Genomic DNA, 20,947 nt, shown 5'->3' with positions numbered 1-20,947 from the left:
GGGTGGGAGGTACGGGGGTCGGCGAGGGACCATGGACGGGTGAGTGAGGCGTTCGAGGCGTTGACGCGGCTGGTGGCCGCCGGGGACGTGGTGGTGCTCAGCGGCGCGGGCCTGTCCACCGAGTCGGGCATCCCGGACTACCGGGGGCCCAGCGGCGCGGCGCGCCGGCACACCCCGATGACGTACCAGGTGTTCACCCGGGATCCGTTGGCGCGGCGGCGGTACTGGGCTCGCAGCCATCTGGGCTGGCAGACGATCGCGCGGGCGGCGCCGAACGACGGGCACCGGGCGGTGGCCCGGTTGCAGGACGCCGGACTGCTCGGCGGGATCATCACCCAGAACGTCGACGGGCTGCACACCGCGGCCGGCGCGACCGGGGTGATCGAGTTGCACGGGCGTCTCGACGAGGTGACGTGCCTGGACTGCGGCAACGCCACCGGCCGCGAGGAGCTGCACCGGCGCCTGTCCGAGGCGAATCCGGGCTTCGACGCTCAGGTGGCGCACGTCAACCCCGACGGCGACGTGGACCTGCCCGACGAGGCGGTGACCGGGTTCCGCATCGTCGACTGCGGCCTCTGCGGCACCGGCATGCTGAAACCGGATGTGGTGTTCTTCGGCGAGACGGTGCCCGCGCCGCGGGTCGCGGACTGTTTCGCGCTCGTGGAGCGGGCCCGGGCGTTGCTGGTGCTCGGCTCGTCGTTGACGGTGATGTCGGGGCGGCGGTTCGTGCTGCGCGCGGCCCGTCACGGCATCCCGGTGGCGATCGTCAACCAGGGCGTCACCCGCGGCGACGGGTACGCGACGCTGCGCCTGGACGCGCCGCTGGGCGCCACCCTGAGCGCGCTGGCCGACCGGTGCGCGGCGGCCCCGGCGCCGGTGTGATCAACAACCCTGGGACATGAGCCGGAAACGCGGCCGCTGGTAGCGTTGGGGGTGCCGGTACCACCCACGTGGGAGAGACCGTCGACCCGACGGCGCCGAAGGGGCAGATTCTCCCCGGAACCTCTCAGGCAAAAGGACCACGTGGGCAGGCGCTGTGGAGCGCGTCAGCGCGACTCAGGGGGAGGCCGATCCGTCGACCTCGCCCCACAAGGAGCGCAGCGCATGACCGCAGAGCAGTTCGCCGACCGGCACATCGGCCCCGGCCGCGACGACGAGCGCCGGATGCTGGAGGCCGTGGGGTACAGCTCCGTCGACGAGCTGATGGACGCCGCGATCCCCGAGGTGATCCGCTGGCACGGCACGCTGGACCTGCCGGCGCCGGCGAGTGAGCGGGAGGCGATCGCCGAGCTGCGCGCCCTGGCCGCCCGCAACACCGTCGCCGTGTCCATGATCGGCCTGGGTTACCACGGCACGCACACCCCGGCGGTGATCCGCCGCAACGTGCTGGAGAACCCCGCCTGGTACACCGCGTACACGCCGTACCAGCCGGAGATCAGCCAGGGCCGGCTGGAGGCGCTGCTGAACTTCCAGACCATGGTCACCGACCTGACCGGGCTGGCCACCGCGAACGCGTCGATGCTCGACGAGGGCACCGCCGCGGCCGAGGCCATGACCCTCGCGCGCCGGGCATCCAAGAGCAAGAGCCCGGTGTACGTGGTGGACGCCGACGCGCTGCCGCAGACCGTCGCGGTGATCACCAGCCGCGCCGAGCCGCTCGGCATCGACGTGCGCGTGGTCGACGTCGAGCGCGACGAGCTGCCGGCGGAGTTCTTCGGGCTGCACCTGCAGTACCCGGGCGCGTCCGGGGCGGTCCGCGACCACCGGGCGCTGGTCGAGGCGGCGCACGGGGCAGGCGCGCTGGTGACAGTCGCGGCGGACCTGCTGGCGTTGACGCTGCTGCGCCCGCCGGGCGAGATCGGCGCCGACATCGCCGCCGGCACCACGCAGCGGTTCGGCGTACCGATGGGCTTCGGTGGGCCGCACGCCGGTTACCTGGCGGTGCGTTCGGGTCTGGAGCGGATGCTGCCCGGCCGCCTCGTCGGGGTGTCCCGCGACGCCGACGGCAACCCGGCGTACCGGCTGGCGTTGCAGACCCGCGAGCAGCACATCCGCCGGGAGAAGGCGACCAGCAACATCTGCACCGCGCAGGTGCTCCTCGCCGTGATGGCCGGCATGTACGCCGTCTACCACGGCCCGGACGGGCTGCGGGCCATCGCCCGGCGTACCCACGAGGCGGCGGCGCGGCTCGCGGCCGGGCTGCGCGCCGGCGGCGTCGACGTGGCCGACGTGCCGTTCTTCGACACCGTCACCGCTGTCGTGCCGGGTCGCGCCGCCGACGTGGTGGCGGCCGCGGCGGAGCGCAACGTGAACCTGCGGCTGGTCGACGCCGACCGGGTCGGCATCTCCTGCGACGAGACCACCACCGGCGCACACCTGCGGGCGGTGTGGGCGGCGTTCGGCGTCGACGGGTTCGACGGCGACGTCGACGCAGGCCTGCCGGACGGCCTGGCGCGCACGTCGGGCTTCCTCACCCACCCGGTGTTCCACAGCCACCACTCGGAGACGGCGATGCTGCGTTACCTGCGCCGCCTGGCCGACTTCGACTACGCGCTGGACCGCGGCATGATCCCGCTGGGGTCGTGCACGATGAAGCTCAACGCCACCACCGAGATGGAGCCGATCACCTGGCCGGAGTTCGCGCACCTGCACCCGTTCGCGCCGGACGAGCAGACCGCCGGGTACCGGGAGCTGATCGCGCAGCTGGAGGGCTGGCTGGCCGAGGTCACCGGCTACGACGCGGTCAGCGTGCAGCCCAACGCCGGGTCGCAGGGTGAGCTGGCCGGGCTGCTGGCGATCCGCGCCTACCACCGCGAGCGCGGCGAGGCCCACCGCGACGTGTGCCTGATTCCGTCGTCGGCGCACGGCACGAACGCCGCGTCGGCGGTCATGGCCGGCATGCGGGTCGTGGTGGTCGGCTGCGACGCCGACGGCAACGTCGACCTGGTCGACCTCGACGCGAAGATCGACAAGCACCGGGACGCGCTCGCCGCGATCATGGTGACGTACCCGTCGACGCACGGCGTGTACGAGACCGGCATCGCCCAGTTGTGCGCGAAGGTCCACGACGCCGGCGGTCAGGTGTACGTCGACGGCGCGAACCTCAACGCGCTGGTCGGGTTCGCCAAGCCGGGCCGGTTCGGGGCGGACGTGTCGCACCTGAACCTGCACAAGACGTTCTGCATTCCGCACGGCGGCGGCGGCCCCGGCGTCGGGCCGGTGGCGGTGCGTTCGCATCTGGCGCCGTTCCTGCCCGGTGACCCGCTCGGTGCGCGCGCCGACGGTCGGCCGGCGATCTCGGCGGCGAATCACGGGTCGGCGGGGATCCTGCCGATCCCGTGGGCGTACCTGCGGATGATGGGCGCCGACGGGCTGGCCCGCGCCACCGGCGTGGCGGTCCTGGCGGCGAACTACGTGGCGGCGCGGCTGCGCGCGCACTTCCCGGTGCTGTACGCCGGCAACAAGGGCCTGGTCGCGCACGAGTGCATCCTGGACCTGCGTCCGCTGACCAAGGCCACCGGTGTGAGCGTGGACGACGTGGCGAAGCGGCTGATCGACTACGGCTTCCACGCGCCGACCATGTCGTTCCCGGTGGCCGGGACGTTGATGGTGGAGCCGACCGAGAGCGAGGACCTGGCCGAGCTGGACCGCTTCTGCGACGCGATGATCGCGATCCGGGCGGAGATCGACGAGGTCGGCTCGGGGGAGTGGCCGGCGGGGGACAACCCGCTGTCCAACGCGCCGCACACTGCGGCGATGGTGTCCGCCGACGAGTGGCCGCACCCGTACCCGCGGTCGGTGGGCGCCTACCCGGCGGGGGTGGAGCGGGCGGGCCGGTACTGGCCTCCGGTGCGGCGCGTCGACGGCGCGTACGGCGACCGGAACCTGGTCTGCTCGTGCCCCGCGCCGGAGGCGTTCGAGGACTGAGCGGCTGACGCCGGGGCGGTGGACTGTCGCCGCCCCGGCCGGGGCGCCGGCCGGTCAGGGCCGGCGCGTACGCTCACTGACGCTGCGTGATCGCTCAGGCGACGAGGGCGTGGCGGGCCGGACCCCGGTGCGGGGCGATGGTGCGCCCGTCGGGGAGCAGCTCACCGGTGTCCTCGAAGACGATGACGCCGTTGCAGAGCAGGCTCCAGCCCTGCTCAGGGAAGCAGGCAAGGACGCGGGCGGCCTCACGGTCGGTCGCGTCGGCGGAGGGGCAGGTGGGCTGGTGCTGACACATCGGGTTCTCCGGACTGTGGGGGCACTGTGTCATGGTTCACATGACCAGTGACGCACAGTACCAAGGAAAACTGAGCGGCAACGAGCAAGGATGTGTCTTGTTCACCCAGAATGGGCTGAACGGATGACCCGTAAGGGCCCGGACGTCGTGGAAGCGCTCCCACAGGTGGAGGTCGATGTTCCCGGCGCGCCGCCCGGATGCCGCCGCCGGCTGATCGAGACAGCCCGCCTGCACTGGTCGATCGGCGACGGCGGCGACCCCGCCGACCTGGCACAACGCTTCCTCGCCGCGCACGGCATCACCCGTGACGACCTGTCCCGCCCCGGCCGCCACGACCCGGATGCCGCGGTGTGCGGCGCGGCGCTGTACCTGTCCGCCGCCGCCGGCGCGTACGCGCTCGGCGTGTCGCCCGGCGCGCCGAGCCCCGCGCCGACGCTGCCCGACCTGGTCGTGGTCGTCTACCACCACACCGACCGGCCCGCGCCGCCCTTGCGCCCGGCCCTCGCGCGATGGCGGCTCGGGCCGTGGCGGGACAGCTGGACCCCGGCCGCGCACGCCGCCGCCGTCGACGCGGTCCGCGCCGCCATCGCCCGCGGCGACGTCTACCAGACCAACCTCGTCGGGCACGCCGCCGCCGCGTACACCGGCGACCCGCTGCCGACGCTGGCCCGCCTCGCCGCGCTGCCCGGCGCCCGCTACGGCGGCACCCTGCACGGCCCCGGCTGGGCGCTCGGCTGCGCCTCCCCGGAGACCCTCGTCGCGGTCGAGCGCGGCCGGCTGGTCACCCGCCCGATCAAGGGCACCCGCCCGGCCACCCCCGCCGGGCGCCGCGACCTGCTCGCCTCGGCCAAGGAACGCGCCGAACACGTCATGATCGTCGACCTGGAACGCAACGACCTCGCCCAGGTGGCCCGTACCGGCTCGGTGCGCGTCGACGAGCTGTTCGCCGTACGCCGCTGGTGTGACCTGTGGCAGGCGGAGTCCACGGTGTCCGCGGCGCCCGCCGACGGCCTCGGCCTGGCCGACCTGCTGCGCGCGCTGTGCCCCGGCGGCTCGGTCACCGGCGCCCCGAAACGCGCCGCGCTGGCGCGCATCGCCGCGCTGGAGCCGGTCGGACGCGGCGCGGGCATGGGCGCGCTCGGCTGGGTCGGGCCGGACCGGCTCGACCTGGGCCTGACCATCCGCACCGCCGCCGCGGACGGGCGACGGCTGCACCTGTGGGCCGGCGGCGGCATCACCTGGGACAGCGACCCGGCCGCCGAGGTCGCCGAGGCCGCCGCCAAGGCCGCCCCGATCCGCGCCCTGCTCGCCGCCTGACCGTCGGCCCGGCCGCCCATGGCGGCTCAGGCGGCGGGGCCGGGCGTGGCGGCGAACGCGTCCAAGGCCGCCACCACCCGCTCGCTGATGCCGTGTCCGCCGCCGTGACCGCCGGACTCCACGATCTCCAGCCGCGCGTCCGGCCAGTCCCGGGTCAGCAGCCACGCGATGTCCGGCGGGCCGCTGACGTCCAGCCGCCCCTGCACCAGCACCCCGGGGATGCCGGCGAGCCGGCCGGCGTCGCGCAGCAGTTGCCCGTCGGGCAGGAAACCCCGGTTGGCGAAGTAGTGGGTCACCAGCCGGGTGAACCCGTACCGGAACACCGGGTCGGCGAACCGGGGAGCCGGCGCGTACCCGCCGGCCAGGGACACGTGCACGTCCTCCCAGTCGCACCAGTCGCGCGCGGCCCGCTCCCGCACCGCCGGGTCCGGGTCGTCGACCAGCCGGGCGTACGCGGCGGACAGGTCACCGTCGCGGTCGGCCTCGGGCACGCCGTCGCGGAAGCGCGCCCACTCCTGCGGGAACACCCGCCCGATGTCCCGGGTCACCCACTCGATCTCCCGGCTGGTGTTGGCGACCACGCTGAACAGCACCAGCGCGCTCACCCGACCCGGGTGGTGCTGCGCGTACGCCAGCGCCAGCGACGACCCCCACGACGCGCCGCACAGCAGCCACCTGTCGATCCCCAGGTGTACGCGCAGCAGCTCCATGTCGGCCAGTAGATGAGCAGTGGTGTTCACCGACAGGTCGGTGGCCGGGTCCGACGCCGGGGGAGTGCTGCGCCCGCAGCCGCGCTGGTCGAACAGCACGATCCGGTAGGCGGCCGGGTCGAAAAGCCGCCGCCACGACGCGCCCGCCCCGGAGCCGGGGCCGCCGTGCACCACCAGCGCCGGACGGCCGTCCGGATTGCCGCACGTCTCCCAGTACACGTGCTGCCCGTCGCCGGCTTCCAGCATGCCCTGCGCGTACGGTTCGATCGGCGGATACATCAGCGGCCTCCCCAGACAGATACAACAGCGCTGTTATATTAGTGGACGTGACCGCCCCCGACCGCGACGCCCTCGGCACCCTGCTGCGCCACGTCCTGGACGTCCTCGACGGCGACGTCGCCGCCGTCCACCACCGGCTCGGCCTCACCGACTACCGGCCCCGCTACTCACCAGTCGTGCGCGCGCTCGTCGCCGACGGGCCGCTGCCCATCCGCGACCTCGCCACCCGCGTCGGCGTCACCCACTCCGCCGCCAGCCAGACCGTCGCCCAGATGCGCCGCGCCGGCCTCGTCGACCTCAGTCCCGGCGCCGACGCCCGCCACCGCATCGTCACCCTCACCGACCGCGCCCGCGCCCTGCTGCCCGCCGTCGAAGCCGAATGGGCCGCCACCACCGCCGCCATGCGCCACCTCGACACCGAACTACCGGTGCCACTCGCCGACGAGCTGTACGCCGTCCTCGACGCGCTACGCCGCCGCCCCCTGCGCGACCGCATCGCCGACACCGGCCTGCTCGACACCCCACCGGACACCGGAAACCGGTAAGCAACGGATAGCCTTCCGGACATGACTATGCGCCCGATCCGGATCATCGGCGACCCCGTCCTGCGCACCCCCAGCGAACCCGTCACCAGCTTCGACGCCGAACTACGCGCCCTCGTCGAAGACCTGATGGACACGCTGCTCGGCGCGCCCGGCCGCGCCGGCGTCGCCGCACCCCAGATCGGCGTCAACGCCCAGGTGTTCGTCTACGACGCCGACGGCCACCGCGGTCACATGATCAACCCAACCCTGGAGGTGTCCGACGAACTCCAGGACGACGACGAGGGCTGCCTGTCCATCCCCGGCCTGTACTTCCCGACCCCCCGCGCGCTGCACGCCACCGCCCACGGCTACGACCAGCACGGCGAGCCGCTCACCATCACCGGCAGCGGCTTCCTCGCCCGTGCCCTGCAACACGAGACCGACCACCTGCGCGGCCGCCTCTACGTCGACACCCTGCGCGGCGACACCCGCCGACGGGCCCTGCGCGAGATCCGCGCCGGCCGGTTCGACTCACCCAGCCGCGGCCGCTGACGTCAACGCGCACTCGGTGAACCCGGCCACCCGGGAAAACCCCAACCGCTCGTACAGGCGCACCGCCGCCGCGTTGTCCGCCCGCACGTTCAACGTCACATGATCCACCGACGCGCGCAGCCGGGCACACAACGCAGCCACCACCCCCGCGCCCAGACCACGACCCCGCACGTCCGGATGCGTCGTCACGTTCCCCAGCGCCGCCACCCGCCACCGCGGCGAGAACACGTGCACCCCCGCCACCGCCACCAGCCGGCCACGCTCGCGCACCCCCACGTACTGGCCCGTCTCCAGCATCCGCGCGTCGAACCAGTTCCCCGGATACGCCACCGCGTACAACCCGGCCAGCTCCGCCGCGTCCGCCGGCCCCAACGGCTCACCCACCGCCGGCACCGCCGCCAACCGGCCCGGATCGGTCAACGCCATCCGGTGATGCGCCGCCGCCTCCGACACCACGAACCAGCGGCCCAGCGTCGCCTCCAGACCGGGGGACAGGTGCGCCCACATCCGCGCCGGCAACACCGGCGCCGCCTCCGCCAGCAACCCAGCCAGCCCCGCCACCCGATCCGGCGCCGCGAACGCCAGCAACGTCGGCAACTCCACCCCGTGATACAGCAACACCACCTGGTCGCCACGCCGGAACCACGACGTGTACGGCCAGAAGAAATCGTCCAGATCACCCAACTGGTACGCGTGCAACACCGGATCCCGGCCCAGCAGACCCGCCAGAACCGCCCGATCGTGCTCCGCCCGCACCGCCACCGCGATCAGCCCGCCACCCACTGGTCGTAACCCAACCGGACCACCAACGCCAGCACCACCACCAGCAGCACCACCCGCACGAACCCGGCACCCCGCCGCAACGCCATCCGCGCGCCCACCGCCGCCCCCACCACGTTGCACACCGCCATCGCCGCACCCAGCGCCCACCACACGTGCCCGGTCAACCCGAACACCACAAGCGCACCCAGATTCGTCCCCGCGTTGACCACCTTCGCCATCGCCGACGCGTGCACGAAATCCGAACCCAGAATCGCCGTGAACGCCAACACCAGGAACGTCCCCGTACCCGGCCCGATCAACCCGTCGTACAGAGCGATGCCCAACCCGGCCACCGCCACCGCCACCACCACCCGCCTCGGCGTCCGCCGCGGCGACGACACCACACCCAGCGACGGCCGCGCCAGCACGAACACCGCCACCGCCACCAGCACCACAAGCACCACCGGCCGGTACGCGCTGCCCGGCACCGCACCCGCCAACGCCGCACCCAACCCCGCCGTCACCACCGCCAACCCCGCCGCCGGACCCGCCACCGCCCAGTCCAGCTTCGTCCGCCGCGCATACGTCACCGCCGCCGTCGACGTACCGAAGATCGCCGCCAGCTTGTTCGTGCCCAACGCCGTCGCCACCGGCACACCCGGCGCCGCCACCAGCAACGCCGGCAACAACAACAGGCCACCGCCACCCACCACCGCGTCCACCCACCCGGCGACAAGGGCAGCGGTCAGCAACGTCGTCAACGACAGGGCATCCACCGCCGCATTCTGCCCACCCCGCCACCAGCGACAAGGCCACCTGTGGCCAGCCTCACCGGCCCCGGCGACGCCGCAACCACACACCCACCGAAGCCACCGCCACGAACACCAGCATCGAACAGCACAACAGTCTCAGCACCCGGCAAGACTGCCACGACGACGTAGGGTGTCCAGGTGCGCCTGGCCACCTTCAACCTGCTGCACGGCCGATCACTCACCGACGGACTCGTCGACCCCGACCGGCTCACCGCCGCCGTCACCGCCCTCGACGCCGACGTCCTCGCCCTCCAGGAAGTCGACCGCGACCAGAGCCGCAGCGGCAAACTCGACCTCACCGCCCTGGCCGCCCGCGCCCTGCACGCCGACCACCACCGCTTCGCCGCCGCCGTCGTCGGCACCCCCGGCGAACAGTTCCGCCCCCTCACCCACGACGACGACGGCCACGGCGAACCCCTCTACGGCATCGGCCTGATCAGCCGCCACCCCGTCCGCTCCTGGCAGGTCACCCGGCTACGCGCCGCCCCCGTCCGCTCACCCATCTACGCGCCCGGCCCCGGCGGCGGCCTCATCCTGCTCCGCGACGAACCCCGCGTCGTGCTCGCCGCCGTCCTCGACACCCCCCACGGCCCTCTCACCGTCGCCGCCACCCACCTGTCCTTCGTCCCCGGCTGGAACGCCTGGCAGCTACGCCGCGTCGTCCGCGCCCTGCGCACCCTGCCCGCGCCCCGGATCCTGCTCGGCGACCTCAACCTGCCCGCCGGACCCGCCGCCGCGCTCACCCGCTGGCGACCCCTGGCCCGCCGCCCCACCTACCCGGCCGGGCAACCCCGCGTCCAACTCGACCACATCCTCGCCGACCGGCACGCCCTCGACCGGCTCCCACCCGTCACCGCCGTGCACACCCCGCTGGCCACCATCTCCGACCACCGGCCCCTCGTCGTCGACCTCGGCTGACGCTCAACCCAGACCGCTCTGCCGCCGAGCCGCCTCCACCGCGTTACGGAACAACATCGCCACAGTCGTCGGACCCACCCCGCCCACACGCGGCGTGATCGCGCCCGCCACCTCGGCACACGACTCGTCCACGTCCGGCAGCAACCGCCGCCCCTCGTACCGCACCCCACCACCGACTACCACCGCACCCGGACGCACATGCTCCGGCCGCACGATCCCCGGCACCCCCGCCGCCGCCACCAAAATCTCCGCCCGCAGCGTGTACCGCGGCCAGTCCGCCACCCCCGTGTGCACCACGGTCACCGCCGCGTTCGCCGTCGGCCGCTTCTGCGCCAGCAACATCGCCAACGGCCGACCCAACGTCGCACCCCGGCCCAGGATCACCACCTCCCGGCCCGCCACCGGCACACCGTGAAACGCCAGCAACGCCTCGATCCCCGCCGGCGTACACGGCAACGGACCCGGCAACCCCAACGCCAGCCGGCCCATGTTCACCGGATGCATCCCGTCCACGTCCTTGTCCGGATCCAGCTCCGCCAACGCCCGGTCGTAGTCCAGATGCCCCGGGATCGGGTACTGCACCAGCACCCCGTGCACCGTCTTGTCCGCGTTGAAATCCGCCAGCACCGCGTGCAGATCCGCCTGCGACGCCGACGCCGGCAGATGCACGTGCGGCGACACGAAACCCAGCTCCGCCGCCTGCCGTTGCTTGATCCGGATATAGCCCGCGCTCGCGTCGTCGTCACCCACCAGCACCGTCGCCAGCGCCGGCGTCACCCCCGCCGCGCGCAGCTCCACCACCGACGCGGCGACCTCCGACAACACCCGCTCCGCCACCGGGCCACCCGGCAACAACCGCGCAGAAGACATACGACACCTCGCCCGCAGAGGCCCAGGCGGTCGACCCCCACGACGAGCTCCCCGATGGTTCACCCATCCCCGTGCCGCCAGTCGCGTTCCCCCTCAGCCTGCCACAGCCTCCGCCGCCACCGCATCCACCACCGCCTGCCACCCCGGCAACGCCGCCAGCAACGCGTCCGCCCGCCGCCGCCGATCCGCCGCCGACGCCACCCCCAGATCCGCCAGCACCGCCCCGAACGCCCGCTCCCGCTCCGGCGCCACCGCGCCCGACACCACATGACACCGCGCGTACGTCACCAGCACCCAGAACATCGCCTCCCGATGCCGGCCCGCCGCAATCAGCTCAGCCGCACCGTCGAACACCACCGGCCGACCCGCCGCGCCCAGATCCGCCCCGAACGCGAACCCCTCCCGCGGCAACCGCGCCACCTCGTCGAACACCACCGCCAACCCGGCCAGATGCTCCCGCACCCGCGCCGCGTCCACGCCCACCCCACCGCCGTCGAACGTGTCCAGCAACTCCGGATACCGATCGGCCAACCCGAACCGCGACAACACCCGCTCCGCCCGCACGTACCGCCGCCGCACCGTCGGATCCGCCAACCCCGCCACCGCCGGCCACACCGCCAGCAACGACGTCGGAAACACCCACGCCAGCACCTGCTCCGCCACCGGCGCCGAACCGCCGACCGCCACCGCCCGCAACCCGGCCTCGATCCGCCGCCGCACGCCCGCGCACCGCGCCCGCACCCACACCGGATCCGCGAACCCCGCCGCCACCCGCTCCCGCACCGCGGCCAGCCGGCCCGACGGATCCGCGATCACCCCATCGGTACGGAACATCGGCGCGAACACCCACGACCCCAGCACGTCCTCCGGGCCACCCAACTCCTCCCAGGTGACAGTGCTGACCTCCAGCAGCACCCCCCGGTGCACGAACTTGCCCACCTTTACGCCGGGGTTCCAGCGCACCAGTAACACGTCCACGTCCGACCACGCCGGCAGCACCGCGTCGTCCGGCAACCCCACAGTCGACCCGCTGAAGAACGCCCCCTCGATCGACGGATCGACGCGCATCCGCTCCCGCACCCACCCGACCGCCACCGCCCGCGCCGCACCCACCCGCATCCGCCCGATCCTGCCAGCACGGCAGACCGCCGCACGGCCCTCACCGCGGCGGCGTCAACCCCGACAACGCCCGGTTGGTGCGGTTCGCCGCCACCGCCGCCCGCTGCTGACCCGCCGTCACCTCGATGTACGTCTGCGACGACGCCAACGACGCATGCCCCAGCAACCGCATGATCTCCGCCGCGCTCGCCCCGTCCTCCGCCAACCGCGTCGCGAACGTGTGCCGCAACGCGTGCAACCGCGCGCCCCGCGGCACCCGGTCACCGATGCCCGCACGCCGGTAACACGACTCCACGAGGTACTGGAGGCCGCCCCGCCGCAACGCCTCACCCTGACGGTCCACCAGAAACGGCGAGTCCGGGCGCACATTGCGCGACCCGAACCGGTACCGCCGGCTGTCCAGATAGCCCGTCAGCACCCGGTCCACGGCGTCCTCGATCGGGACCGTACGCGGCCGCCCGCCCTTGCCCGCCACGTCCACCCGCCGCTCGCCGTCGCGCCCCGTCACCGACGACACCCGCAGCGCCAGCAGCTCCGACAGCCGCAACCCCGCGCACAACGCCAGCGCCAGCACCGCCAGGTCCCGCTCCGGCCACGGATCACGCTGCCGGCCCTCCGCGCGCGCCACCGCCGCCAGCAGCTCCTCCGGGGTGTCCTCTCCCCGGAGCGGCTTGGGCCGGGGGAGCGGCGTACGCGGTCGCCCCACCGCCGGCATCGGATTGCCCGGTACGACGCCCTCCGCCACCAGGAAAGTGAAGAAGCTGTTCCACGTCGACCAGGCACGATGGACCGACGCGGCGGCGCGGGGAGCGGCGAACCGCGCGAACGCCGCGCGCATCACCCTGGGGGAGAGGGTGCCGATCGCCAGCCGGTCCAGGGGGAGGGGAGTGGTGTCACCGTCGGCGGCGACCAGTTCGGCCACTGTGGTCAGGTCCCGCCGGTAGGCGGCCAGGGTGTGGGGGGAGGGCTTACGGGTGGCCCGGGCAGTAAGGAACTCCTCGATCAGAGTCGCTACCGTTTCGTCCGGTTTGTCATGCATAAGGGATATTATGCATGATTCTCGCGTTCCCGCCAGGAGGTCAGTCCAGGGGGTGCAGTCGATCAAGCGATGATCAACTCCACTTCGCCGGGGTGGCGGCATCCCGGGCGCTCCGATGCGGCCACATCGGCGAACTGGCGGTAGTCACACCCGTCGGCACTCGGTCGATACCAGGAGGGCAGGCGAAAGGGCTGGCACCCTCGCTGCTCCGGTGATCATGAGGTTGAGCGCGAATGCTGCCCAAGTTGTCCCCGCCAACCTCATGATCGCCGGATGGTGGGATCCGGGCGGCGCGGAGGTCGGTGTCGGCGGGGATTAGTGGTCGGGGGTGCCCGGGCGATCGGTGCTCGCGGTCAAGCGCCAGCGGCATCGCGGCCTGGGTGCGTCCGAACCAGCCGGACCGCGCGGTGGATGACGAGCTTGATGCCGCGCTCGGCGGTGCGACGGGGTGACCGATTGGACCTCCAGGCCCCGGAAGGTCGGTCAGTCGCCTCGCGTGGATGCCCGGGGAGGCCCCGCCTGAGTGTGACTTGACATAATGTACATTATCGAATGTATAACCGAGCACGGTGGGGAGCGCTCAGGAGGGCTTCGTGTCTTCGTCCTCCGTAGCGAGGGCGTCCGACATCGCTTTCAGAACGCCGTCCAGCCGTGGCTGGTCACGACCGGCCGACGCCTCGGACAGCTTGGCGAGTGCCGCGTCCACCTCTGCCTTGAGCGCCTGCCGCTGCGACGCGTCGCCCGAGTCGATCGCCTTCTGGACTCGCGGTGTCAGGCTGGACAACAAGCTCAGGGCCTCCATGTCCGGCGCGCCCGGGGCGTCGGACCGTTCCGGGGCTCGCTGCCGGACGTCCGCGAAGCGGCTTCCTCCGAAGTGGGCCAGGGCGGCTGCCACCTCTCCCGGCGGCTGCTGTACCTGATCGAGGTCGAGCAGCACCAGGGCCGCCCGGCCGTCGACGGGGCTGCGGCCGGTGAGCCGACGATCGATGGTCGAGGCGGTGGCCGGCACCAGCAGCACCGACGCGGCTCTCTGCTTCCGGCCACCGGACGGTAGCGGCTGGTGCAGGACGACGGCCTCGATCTCGGCCCACGCCACCAGCCGGTTGAGCCCGGCGATCCGCAGGTCAAGTCCGTCGGCTGCGATGCGGAACCGGAACGGCCTGAGCTGGTAGGCGACGAACACCCCGGCCGACACCAGCCACAGGCCGAGAGCGATCCATCGTACGGTCGACGCGGATGTGAGGTACAGCAGCGGAAGCACGCCGACTCCGAAGACCGTGAGGCCCTTCCACAGCGTCTGTCGGCTCCTGTTCAGCTCCATGCCGGCACCTCGTCCCTTGTGGCCTGTTCCGGGAGGGGCCCTACATGGTGGCACGGGCGGTGCGCTGTCGTGATCATCCGAACGTCCCAGGAAAGACCGGCGCCTCTCCCCTGCCTGCCGGTACGGAGATCGACTCAGACCGGCTGCGGGTCGCGGCGCTCGGCCTCGCCGGGCTCCGGGACGTCCTCGACGGCGCGCAGGTCGGGCATTGCGCGCACGGCGGGTGCGACGGCCGCGCCCAGGGCGAGCGTCAGCATGACGGCCGCGAAGCTGCCGAACACCATCGGCGCCGGTACGCGGTCGATCAGCAGGCCGGACAGCGCCGGGCCGAACGGCGCCACGATCAGCGCGATGAAGCTGGTCGCGGCGTTCGCTCTCCCCTGCAGGTCGCCGGGGGTCAGCAGGGTCTGGAGAGTCAGCATGCTGATGTTCGCGGCGGGTACGACCAGGACGGAGGCGCCGGCCAGCGCGCCCAGGATCAGTCCGTTGTCGGTGGTGGCCATCGCGGCGGTCAGCACAGCGCAGGCCCAGACGACAGCGAGGATCAGCCAGCGGGTGGGTACCCGGGCGGTCAGCCAGGACGCGACGAGTGATCCGGCGACGGCGCCGAGCCCGACGCATGCCATGACGGTACCGGCGGACAGTCCGGAGGCGCCGTTGCGGACGGGCACGACGATGATCGCCAGCAGGACGCCTGCGAACGCGAAGTTCAGGACGGCGCCGCAGAGCAGCGTGAACCGTAGCGACGGTTGTCGCCACAGGAACCGGACCCCGGCGACGGCCTGCTGGGGCAGGGACTCCCCCGGCGTGGTCAGGGACCGGCCGAGCGGGCCGCGTAGCAGGGCCACAGCGACCAGGGAGACGGCGTACGAGATCGCGTCGACGAGGAACGGCAGCGCCGGGGCGAGGCCGAACAGGAAGCCGCCGAGCGGCGGGCCGGCCAGGTGTACGACGCCGTTGCGGGTTTCGTTGAACACGGTGGCCGTACGCAGGTCCCGTGCCGGGACGACGGCGCGGGTGGCCGCCGCGGCGGCGGGTTGCAGGGCGGCGCCGAGACCGGCGGTGGCGGCGGCGAGGACGGCGATCAGCAGGACTGGCGCGTGTCCGACGAGGGCGAGCACTGTGACGCCGGCGACGGCGAGCAGCGCGCCGCCGTCGCAGCAGAGCATGAGGATGCGCCGGTCGCGGCGGTCGGCGAGCAGGCCGGCGGGCAGGAGTACGAGGACCAGGGCGATTCCTTCGGCGAAGGCGACGAGGCCGGCGTCGGTGGCGGAGCCGGTGGTCAGCAGCACGAGGAGCGGCGTGGCGACGGCGGTGACCTGGGTGCCGAGTTTCGACGCGGTGCGGGCGACGGTGATGAGGAGGAAGTCGCGGTTGTGTCGCAGGCCGGTGGGCGGCATGAGGGCTCCGTGGGCGTGGTGGCGGGCGGGAGGTCGGCTCCACCGGCTGTGGGGCGGGTTGACGACGGACCCGGGCGGGCGGTGGCCGCCCGCCCGGGTCGCCAGGCGGATCAGGTGTGGCCGGGGCCGGTGGCCCGTTCGCCACTGCCGTCTCAGCCGTTGCAGCAGGCGATGCTGATGCTGCTGGACTGCGGCGGGACCGCGTGGCGGGTGCCGTTCTGCGTGGCCATGGCCTGCAGGTTGAGGAGCTTCGTCATGGGGGTTCACCTCCTTCTCGGGTGTGGTGGGGTTGGCCGTCGGTGGTTCCGACGGGGTCTGTGGGCGCCGGCCGGGTCTCAGCTCGCGGCGAGGAGGTGGCCGGTGGGCGCGACGTGGGTGGGGGCGTCGAGGAAGGGCAGCGTCACTGCGGTGTGGTGCAGCGCGGCGTGTATCGCGGACAGGATTCCGGCGCCGCCGGCGGCGAGGTCGGTGGAGATGCGCAGCAGGGTGTCGCCGGGGAACGCGAGCCGGCCGTCGAGGGCGTAGGCGTGCCAGGCGAGCCGGGCCAGGTGGGCCGGGGTGTGGTGGGGCGCGTCGTCGCGGACGAGTCCGACGGGACCGTGCGGGGTGGTGCGCGGCGGGCCGTCGGTGAGCAGGGCGGTGGTGGCGAGCAGTCCGGCGCGGCCATGGAAGAGACCGGGCAGCAGGACGAACTCGACGTCGATGGTGCGGCGGACGGTGGTGACGACGTCGCGAAGCCACTGGCGTTCGCCGTGGCGGAGCAGTGTGTGGGCGGCGACGGCGATGCCGGCGCTGCCTTCGTCGAGGTAGAACAGCCGTCGTGCGCCGTCGCGTACGTGGAGGTTGCCGTTGTCGTCGCGGACGGTGTGCTGCAGGTCGCGGCGCAGGGCGGTGCGGGCGGCCCGTAGCCAGGCGGGGTCGCCGGTGGCTTCGTGGAGGCGGGTGAGGAAGATCGCGGGGCCGGACCAGCCGTGGAGCAGGCCGGGGCGTGCGGGTTCGGGCACGGGTTGCTTCGTGTCGCCGGTGAGGGTGCGGGCGAGTCGGTCACCGATGTGCAGGGCGTCGTCGGGGGCGGGTCTGCCGGGGCGGAGCAGGGCGAGTCCGATGCCGGCGAGGCCGCTGTGCAGGCCGGGGCCGTAGCGGTGGTGGAGGCCGGTGCGACATCGGTCGAGCAGTTCACCGGCGTCGTCGTGGCGTCCCGTGCGGTCCAGGAGCGCGGCGATGCCGGCCAGGCCGTCGTAGAGGCCGAGGTGGGCGGTGGGCAGGCGGCGGGCGGCGCGGGTGAGCCAGTCGAGGTGTTCGTCGCGTTCGGGGTAGTCGACGCCGGTGTTGACGAGTGCCCAGATGACGCCGGCGGCGCCGTGCGCGAGGGTGGCGCCGCCGTGCGGGAACTGGCCGGGGTCGCCGGGGAAGAGCCGGTCGGTGCGGTGTGGTGTGGCGGTGGCGCGGATGCCGGCGGCCAGTGATTCGATCAGGCGGCGTTGGTCGGCGGGCCAGGGGTAGCGGGTGACGCGGCGGCGGTCGGGTGCGGACGTGGGCGGGTTCAGTGCGGTGTGCAGGTCGTCGCGGATGCGGTCGAGGTAGCCGGGCGGTAGTGGGAAGCGTCGGGCGACTGTGAGGAGGTCGTCGAACTTTTCGTCGCACAGCGCGGCGAGTGGTGTCAGCGGTACGAAGACGGCGAGGCGTAGGCAGGCGAGCGCGTAGGTGTCGACGGCGGGGCCGCGGCGGATCCGGGGTGTGGCGAAGCCGGGGTCGCCCAGTGACGGGGTGAAGTCCTCGTCGGTCAGGTACGCCTGTTCGAAGTCGACGAGCACGACGCGGCCGTCGGGGCGGATCATGACGTTGGCGGTGTGCAGGTCGCCGAAGACCACTCCCCTGGCGTGTACCTGGGCAAGGGCGGCTTCGACCTGGTCGATGACGTCGAGTGCCCAGGTGGTGTAGTCGGTCAGGTCCTGGTGGGTGGGGTCGGGGTGGATCAGCGGGTGCCGCATGGCGAGGTGGTGCTGGAGGGTGTCGCCCTCGATGTGCTCCTCGACCAGGAACTGGTGTTCCCACCAGGTGAGGCGGTCGAGCAGTTGTGGGACGCAGTCGAGGCCGGCGAGCCGACGCAGCATGGTCTCCTCGCGGCGTAGGCGGGTGAGCGCGTCGGTGCCGGCGCCGTCGAGGCCGGCGTGCGGGCGGGCTTCGCGCAGGACGACGGTGCGGCCGTCGCGCAGGTCGGTGGCGCGGTAGACGCCGCCGGCGTTGGAGTGGTGCAGGGCTTCCTCGATGCGGTAGGGCGGTTCGTCGTCGGTCTGCGCGTCGACGGCGGCGATGTGTTCGGCGACGAAGTCGGGTACGGGTGCCCAGTCGGGCACTGTGAAGACGGGTTCGCGGCGGTCGGGGACGAGGGTTCCGTCGGGGCGTGTGACGGCGGGGACGGGCTGGTCGCCGTCGACGCACCAGAGTTCGGCGAATCCGCCGTAGCGCAGGTAGAGGGGGCCGTCGTGCCAGCGCAGGTCACTGAGGACGTACGGGCCGCGGTAGCCAGCGAGTTGGGCGCCGAGGTCGTCGAGGATGCGGCGCAGGGCGGTGTCGTCGGCCGGGTAGAGGGCGGCGAGTTTGCCGCTGCCGGCGCGGTGGGCGTACTTCTCGTTGTTGACCAGGGCGAGGCGGCGGCTGCGCTGGAACTTGAAGGCGACCCGGTGGCGGACGCAGTGCTCGCGTACCAGGTCGAGGGCGTCGGCGGCGTCGTCGAGGTTCACCGAGACGTGCACCTTCCAGCCCTGCTGGGGCAGCTGTGCCTGCGGCGGGTGCCACATGATCCAGCCGCCGTGTTCGGCGACGCGCCAGCCGTCGGGCGGGGTCTGGTCGGCCAGCGGGAACCGGCTCGCCGTGTCGGCGACGTGCGCCGGTGAGTCGACGTGGACCGGGTCGGCGATCAGGAACGCACCGGGCGTGGGCATGGCAAACCTCGTGGCCGTGACGGGTTGGGAAGGGTGTCCGGGGCGTTCGGTGTGTTGCCGCCGTCGTCCGGACTGGTTCCATCGTGGTGGTCACCGGCTGGTCCTGGCGTCCGGCCGTGGGGCGAGGTTCGGGGTCCGTCCCGGCTCGGTGCCGGGCGCCGGGGGTCCGTCTGGAAGTGGACACCGGATGTCACCCGGTACGGGGACGTCCGGCGGGCCGGTGTGGGCCAGAATTTCTCGCGTACGCGGGCTGTTCGCCCGCAATTCCTTCTGTGGAGGTCCGTGATGAGAACCGAGGTCCAGTCGCCGCCGGTGGTGGTGTTCCTGCAGGCGGAGCGGCCGGCCGGGTGGGTGACAGTCGCGCGTGGGGTGCCGCTGGACGGTCGGCGTTGTCTGCTGAGGACAGTCGGTGCGGGCCGGGCCCGGTCCGGTGACGCGGTGCGCCTGGTGGGTGTGGCCGGCGGGGATGCGCGGTCACTCACTGTCGCGGAGGTGTCGGTGCTGCACCGTGACGAGGCGGACCTGCTGATGGTTTCCCTCGCCGGCGCGACGGTTCCGGGTGGCTACGGCACGGACGCCTCGGCGGTGCGGCGGGTGCTGGCGATGCTCGCCGACGACGCGGACGGGCGGTGGCGGGTGGCCGCGGACGCCGCGGCCGACGTCGTGGCGACGGTGGTGCTGGCCGGGGCGGGCCGCGCGGGTGAGCCGGGGCGGCCGGCGGTGCCGGTGACCACGCACCGGGTGAGCGCGGCCACGCCGCCGCCCGACGGTGACGGCGGCGGTGACGACGACGGTTCTCCGCTGTCCTGGACGTGCCGGTTGTTCGGGATCGGCTGCCCCGCCGAAAACTCCTAGCCCGCCGATGACCTCGGTGACCGGTGCGGTGGCGCCGTCTGCCCCGGCGCGGGCGGCGAGTTGGTGGCGTCACGATCTTCTGCTGCTGCCGGTGCTGGGCCTGCTCGACCTGTTCACGGCGTCGTCCGTGGTGATCCAGAGCGAGCCGGTCGGCCCGGCCCGGCAGTGGCTGCAGGTGCTCGCCGCGGTGCTGTCGGTCGGCGCCCTGTGGTGGCGGGCCCGGGCGCCGGTCACGGTGTTCGCCTTCGAGTGCGTGCACGGCGTGGCGATGTGGTTCCTGGTGCACGACTACCGGCCGTGGGTGGGCCTGATCGTGGCCCTGTACACGGTGGCGGCGTTGCGGCCGCTGGTGGTGTCGGCGGCGGCGTACGCGGCGGCGTGCGCGCGGAGCCTGCTCAGCGCGTTCGACTCGTTCCGGGTGGAGCCGAACCCGGGCGCGCGGGCCGGGGAGTTCGTGGTCACCGCGCTGATGTTCGCGCTCATCTACGCGGCCGCGTGGACCGCCGGGTCGGTGGTGCGGCGGCACCGGCGGCGGGTGGCCCAGCTGGAACGGGAGCGGCGTGTGGCCCGGGCGGAGGCGGTCGCGTTGGAGCGTCGCCGCATCGCCGCGGAGTTGCACGACGTGGTGTCCCACTCGGTGACCGTGATGGTGCTGCAGGCCGCCGGGGCGGCGCGGATCAGCGCGTCCGATCCGGAGCGGACCCGGGAGGCGCTGCTGCACATCCAGCAGGCCGGGCAGCAGGCGATGGCGGAGTTGCGCCGGCTGCTGGCGGTGATGCGCGCCGAGTCGGGCCCGGCGGCCGACGGTGAGCCTGGCCCGCAGCCGCGGCTGGACGACATCGAGGTGCTGCTGACGTCGATGCGGTGCGCGGGGCTCACCGTGACGATGTCGGTGTCCGGCAGTGCCCGGCCGCTGGATCCGAGTATCGAGCTGGCGGCGTACCGGACGGTGCAGGAGAGCCTGACGAACACGCTCAAGCACGTCGGCCGGCGGGCCTGCGCGACTGTTCATTTCGGCTGGCAGGAGCGGGTGCTGTTGCTGCGCGTCGACGACGACGGCACGGACCGCGACCCGGGCGCGTCGGCGGCGGGACTGTCCACCGGCAACGGGCTGGCCAGCCTCGCCGAACGGCTGGAGCGCGTCGGCGGTCGCCTGGTCGCCGGGCCGCGTCCCGAGGGCGGGTTCCGGGTGAGCGCGACGCTGCCGGTCGCGCAGCGCGGCGACCTCGTGGCGGCCTCCGGTGACGGCGGGGCGCCGGCTGTCGGGTGAACGCGTGTCCGCTGTGCGACATCGGGCTGGCC

The 20,947-nt window shown here is 73.3% G+C and carries 18 protein-coding genes and 2 riboswitches; of the genes, 8 read left to right on the top strand and 10 right to left on the bottom strand.

Annotated elements, in window-relative coordinates:
- The first annotated feature begins 39 nt into the window (after positions 1-39).
- Both FHU28_RS19655 and gcvP read left to right on the top strand, forming a co-directional pair.
- Positions 40-882 (top strand): NAD-dependent protein deacetylase, encoded by an 843-nt coding sequence (locus FHU28_RS19655; RefSeq protein WP_184686002.1) that lies wholly within the window; start codon positions 40-42, stop codon positions 880-882.
- A 59-nt stretch (positions 883-941) separates the two neighbouring features.
- Positions 942-1,032: riboswitch (glycine riboswitch) on the top strand.
- A 72-nt stretch (positions 1,033-1,104) separates the two neighbouring features.
- Positions 1,105-3,927 carry an aminomethyl-transferring glycine dehydrogenase gene (gene gcvP / locus FHU28_RS19650; RefSeq protein ID WP_184686001.1) on the top strand — a complete coding sequence of 941 codons (2,823 nt, stop codon included), beginning with the start codon at positions 1,105-1,107 and terminating at the stop codon, positions 3,925-3,927.
- 94 nt (positions 3,928-4,021) lie between these two features.
- On the opposite strand, the gene FHU28_RS19645 is transcribed toward gcvP, so the two are convergent.
- On the bottom strand, positions 4,022-4,222 hold the full coding sequence (locus FHU28_RS19645; protein WP_013286363.1) for a DUF5999 family protein: 201 nt from the start codon (positions 4,220-4,222) through the stop codon (positions 4,022-4,024).
- A gap of 123 nt (positions 4,223-4,345) precedes the next feature.
- Between FHU28_RS19645 and FHU28_RS19640 the strand changes: the two genes are divergently transcribed.
- Complete coding sequence (locus tag FHU28_RS19640) at positions 4,346-5,539, top strand: chorismate-binding protein (protein ID WP_184686000.1); 1,194 nt, start codon at positions 4,346-4,348, stop codon at positions 5,537-5,539.
- A gap of 26 nt (positions 5,540-5,565) precedes the next feature.
- Here FHU28_RS19640 and pip read toward each other — a convergent pair whose 3' ends face one another.
- Positions 5,566-6,528, bottom strand: a complete 963-nt coding sequence (gene pip / locus FHU28_RS19635; RefSeq protein WP_184685999.1) for a prolyl aminopeptidase — start codon at positions 6,526-6,528, stop codon at positions 5,566-5,568.
- Between the two features lie 47 nt (positions 6,529-6,575).
- Here pip and FHU28_RS19630 point away from each other — a divergent pair, with 47 nt between their 5' ends.
- Together FHU28_RS19630 and def are read left to right on the top strand one after the other, a co-directional pair.
- Entirely contained in the window at positions 6,576-7,073 is a 498-nt protein-coding gene (locus FHU28_RS19630; RefSeq protein ID WP_184685998.1) for a MarR family winged helix-turn-helix transcriptional regulator, read from the top strand.
- Between the two features lie 21 nt (positions 7,074-7,094).
- Positions 7,095-7,604 carry a peptide deformylase gene (def, locus tag FHU28_RS19625; protein WP_184685997.1) on the top strand — a complete coding sequence of 170 codons (510 nt, stop codon included), beginning with the start codon at positions 7,095-7,097 and terminating at the stop codon, positions 7,602-7,604.
- Here def and FHU28_RS19620 read toward each other — a convergent pair.
- Entirely contained in the window at positions 7,584-8,387 is an 804-nt protein-coding gene (locus tag FHU28_RS19620; RefSeq protein WP_184685996.1) for a GNAT family N-acetyltransferase, read from the bottom strand. The two genes, def and FHU28_RS19620, sit on opposite strands and share 21 nt — an antisense overlap.
- Positions 8,372-9,142, bottom strand: a complete 771-nt coding sequence (locus FHU28_RS19615; protein WP_073829466.1) for a sulfite exporter TauE/SafE family protein — start codon at positions 9,140-9,142, stop codon at positions 8,372-8,374. Before FHU28_RS19615 ends, FHU28_RS19620 begins: the two co-directional genes overlap by 16 nt.
- Positions 9,143-9,316: 174 nt before the next feature.
- Between FHU28_RS19615 and FHU28_RS19610 the strand changes: the two genes are divergently transcribed.
- Positions 9,317-10,096 carry an endonuclease/exonuclease/phosphatase family protein gene (locus tag FHU28_RS19610; protein ID WP_184685995.1) on the top strand — a complete coding sequence of 260 codons (780 nt, stop codon included), beginning with the start codon at positions 9,317-9,319 and terminating at the stop codon, positions 10,094-10,096.
- Positions 10,097-10,099: 3 nt separating this feature from the next.
- Here the strand turns inward: FHU28_RS19610 and FHU28_RS19605 are convergent, their stop codons facing one another.
- The 6 genes from FHU28_RS19605 to lanKC form a co-directional block, all read right to left on the bottom strand.
- On the bottom strand, positions 10,100-10,966 hold the full coding sequence (locus FHU28_RS19605) for a bifunctional 5,10-methylenetetrahydrofolate dehydrogenase/5,10-methenyltetrahydrofolate cyclohydrolase (RefSeq protein WP_184685994.1): 867 nt from the start codon (positions 10,964-10,966) through the stop codon (positions 10,100-10,102).
- A gap of 13 nt (positions 10,967-10,979) precedes the next feature.
- A riboswitch (ZMP/ZTP riboswitch) is annotated at positions 10,980-11,061 on the bottom strand.
- Positions 11,060-12,085, bottom strand: coding sequence for a hypothetical protein (locus FHU28_RS19600; protein ID WP_184685993.1), 1,026 nt, complete (start codon positions 12,083-12,085; stop codon positions 11,060-11,062). Its footprint overlaps the riboswitch before it by 2 nt.
- 40 nt (positions 12,086-12,125) lie before the next feature.
- A complete protein-coding gene (locus FHU28_RS19595) occupies positions 12,126-13,124 on the bottom strand; it encodes a tyrosine-type recombinase/integrase (protein WP_184685992.1) in 999 nt (332 codons plus the stop codon).
- A gap of 580 nt (positions 13,125-13,704) precedes the next feature.
- Positions 13,705-14,445 (bottom strand): hypothetical protein, encoded by a 741-nt coding sequence (locus tag FHU28_RS19590; RefSeq protein WP_184685991.1) that lies wholly within the window; start codon positions 14,443-14,445, stop codon positions 13,705-13,707.
- Positions 14,446-14,579: 134 nt separating this feature from the next.
- Positions 14,580-15,845 carry an MFS transporter gene (locus FHU28_RS19585; RefSeq protein WP_184685990.1) on the bottom strand — a complete coding sequence of 422 codons (1,266 nt, stop codon included), beginning with the start codon at positions 15,843-15,845 and terminating at the stop codon, positions 14,580-14,582.
- Positions 15,846-16,180: 335 nt separating this feature from the next.
- Positions 16,181-18,790: a class III lanthionine synthetase LanKC gene (lanKC, locus tag FHU28_RS19580; RefSeq protein WP_184685989.1), complete on the bottom strand. Its 2,610-nt coding sequence runs from the start codon at positions 18,788-18,790 to the stop codon at positions 16,181-16,183.
- A gap of 285 nt (positions 18,791-19,075) precedes the next feature.
- On the opposite strand from lanKC, the gene FHU28_RS19575 reads away from it, so the two are divergent.
- Both FHU28_RS19575 and FHU28_RS19570 read left to right on the top strand, forming a co-directional pair.
- A complete protein-coding gene (locus FHU28_RS19575) occupies positions 19,076-19,645 on the top strand; it encodes a hypothetical protein (RefSeq protein WP_184685988.1) in 570 nt (189 codons plus the stop codon).
- 7 nt (positions 19,646-19,652) lie between these two features.
- On the top strand, positions 19,653-20,915 hold the full coding sequence (locus FHU28_RS19570) for a sensor histidine kinase (protein WP_184685987.1): 1,263 nt from the start codon (positions 19,653-19,655) through the stop codon (positions 20,913-20,915).
- The last annotated feature ends 32 nt before the right edge of the window (positions 20,916-20,947 follow it).

Origin of the sequence: Micromonospora echinospora (assembly GCF_014203425.1) — a bacterium.
Classification (GTDB): Bacteria; Actinomycetota; Actinomycetes; order Mycobacteriales; family Micromonosporaceae; genus Micromonospora; species Micromonospora echinospora_A.
This window is presented reverse-complemented; position numbering and strand designations above follow the sequence as displayed.

Bases quoted from the DNA above. Each gene is read 5' to 3' on its own strand.
- gcvP (WP_184686001.1), top strand. From the start codon at position 1,105: ATGACCGCAGAGCAGTTCGCCGACCGGCACATCGGCCCCGGCCGCGAC.
- FHU28_RS19645 (WP_013286363.1), bottom strand. From the start codon at position 4,222: ATGTGTCAGCACCAGCCCACCTGCCCCTCCGCCGACGCGACCGACCGT.
- FHU28_RS19640 (WP_184686000.1), top strand. From the start codon at position 4,346: ATGACCCGTAAGGGCCCGGACGTCGTGGAAGCGCTCCCACAGGTGGAG.
- pip (WP_184685999.1), bottom strand. From the start codon at position 6,528: ATGTATCCGCCGATCGAACCGTACGCGCAGGGCATGCTGGAAGCCGGC.
- def (WP_184685997.1), top strand. From the start codon at position 7,095: ATGACTATGCGCCCGATCCGGATCATCGGCGACCCCGTCCTGCGCACC.
- FHU28_RS19605 (WP_184685994.1), bottom strand. From the start codon at position 10,966: ATGTCTTCTGCGCGGTTGTTGCCGGGTGGCCCGGTGGCGGAGCGGGTG.
- FHU28_RS19600 (WP_184685993.1), bottom strand. From the start codon at position 12,085: ATGCGGGTGGGTGCGGCGCGGGCGGTGGCGGTCGGGTGGGTGCGGGAG.
- FHU28_RS19595 (WP_184685992.1), bottom strand. From the start codon at position 13,124: ATGCATGACAAACCGGACGAAACGGTAGCGACTCTGATCGAGGAGTTC.
- FHU28_RS19590 (WP_184685991.1), bottom strand. From the start codon at position 14,445: ATGGAGCTGAACAGGAGCCGACAGACGCTGTGGAAGGGCCTCACGGTC.
- FHU28_RS19585 (WP_184685990.1), bottom strand. From the start codon at position 15,845: ATGCCGCCCACCGGCCTGCGACACAACCGCGACTTCCTCCTCATCACC.
- lanKC (WP_184685989.1), bottom strand. From the start codon at position 18,790: ATGCCCACGCCCGGTGCGTTCCTGATCGCCGACCCGGTCCACGTCGAC.
- FHU28_RS19575 (WP_184685988.1), top strand. From the start codon at position 19,076: ATGAGAACCGAGGTCCAGTCGCCGCCGGTGGTGGTGTTCCTGCAGGCG.
- FHU28_RS19570 (WP_184685987.1), top strand. From the start codon at position 19,653: ATGACCTCGGTGACCGGTGCGGTGGCGCCGTCTGCCCCGGCGCGGGCG.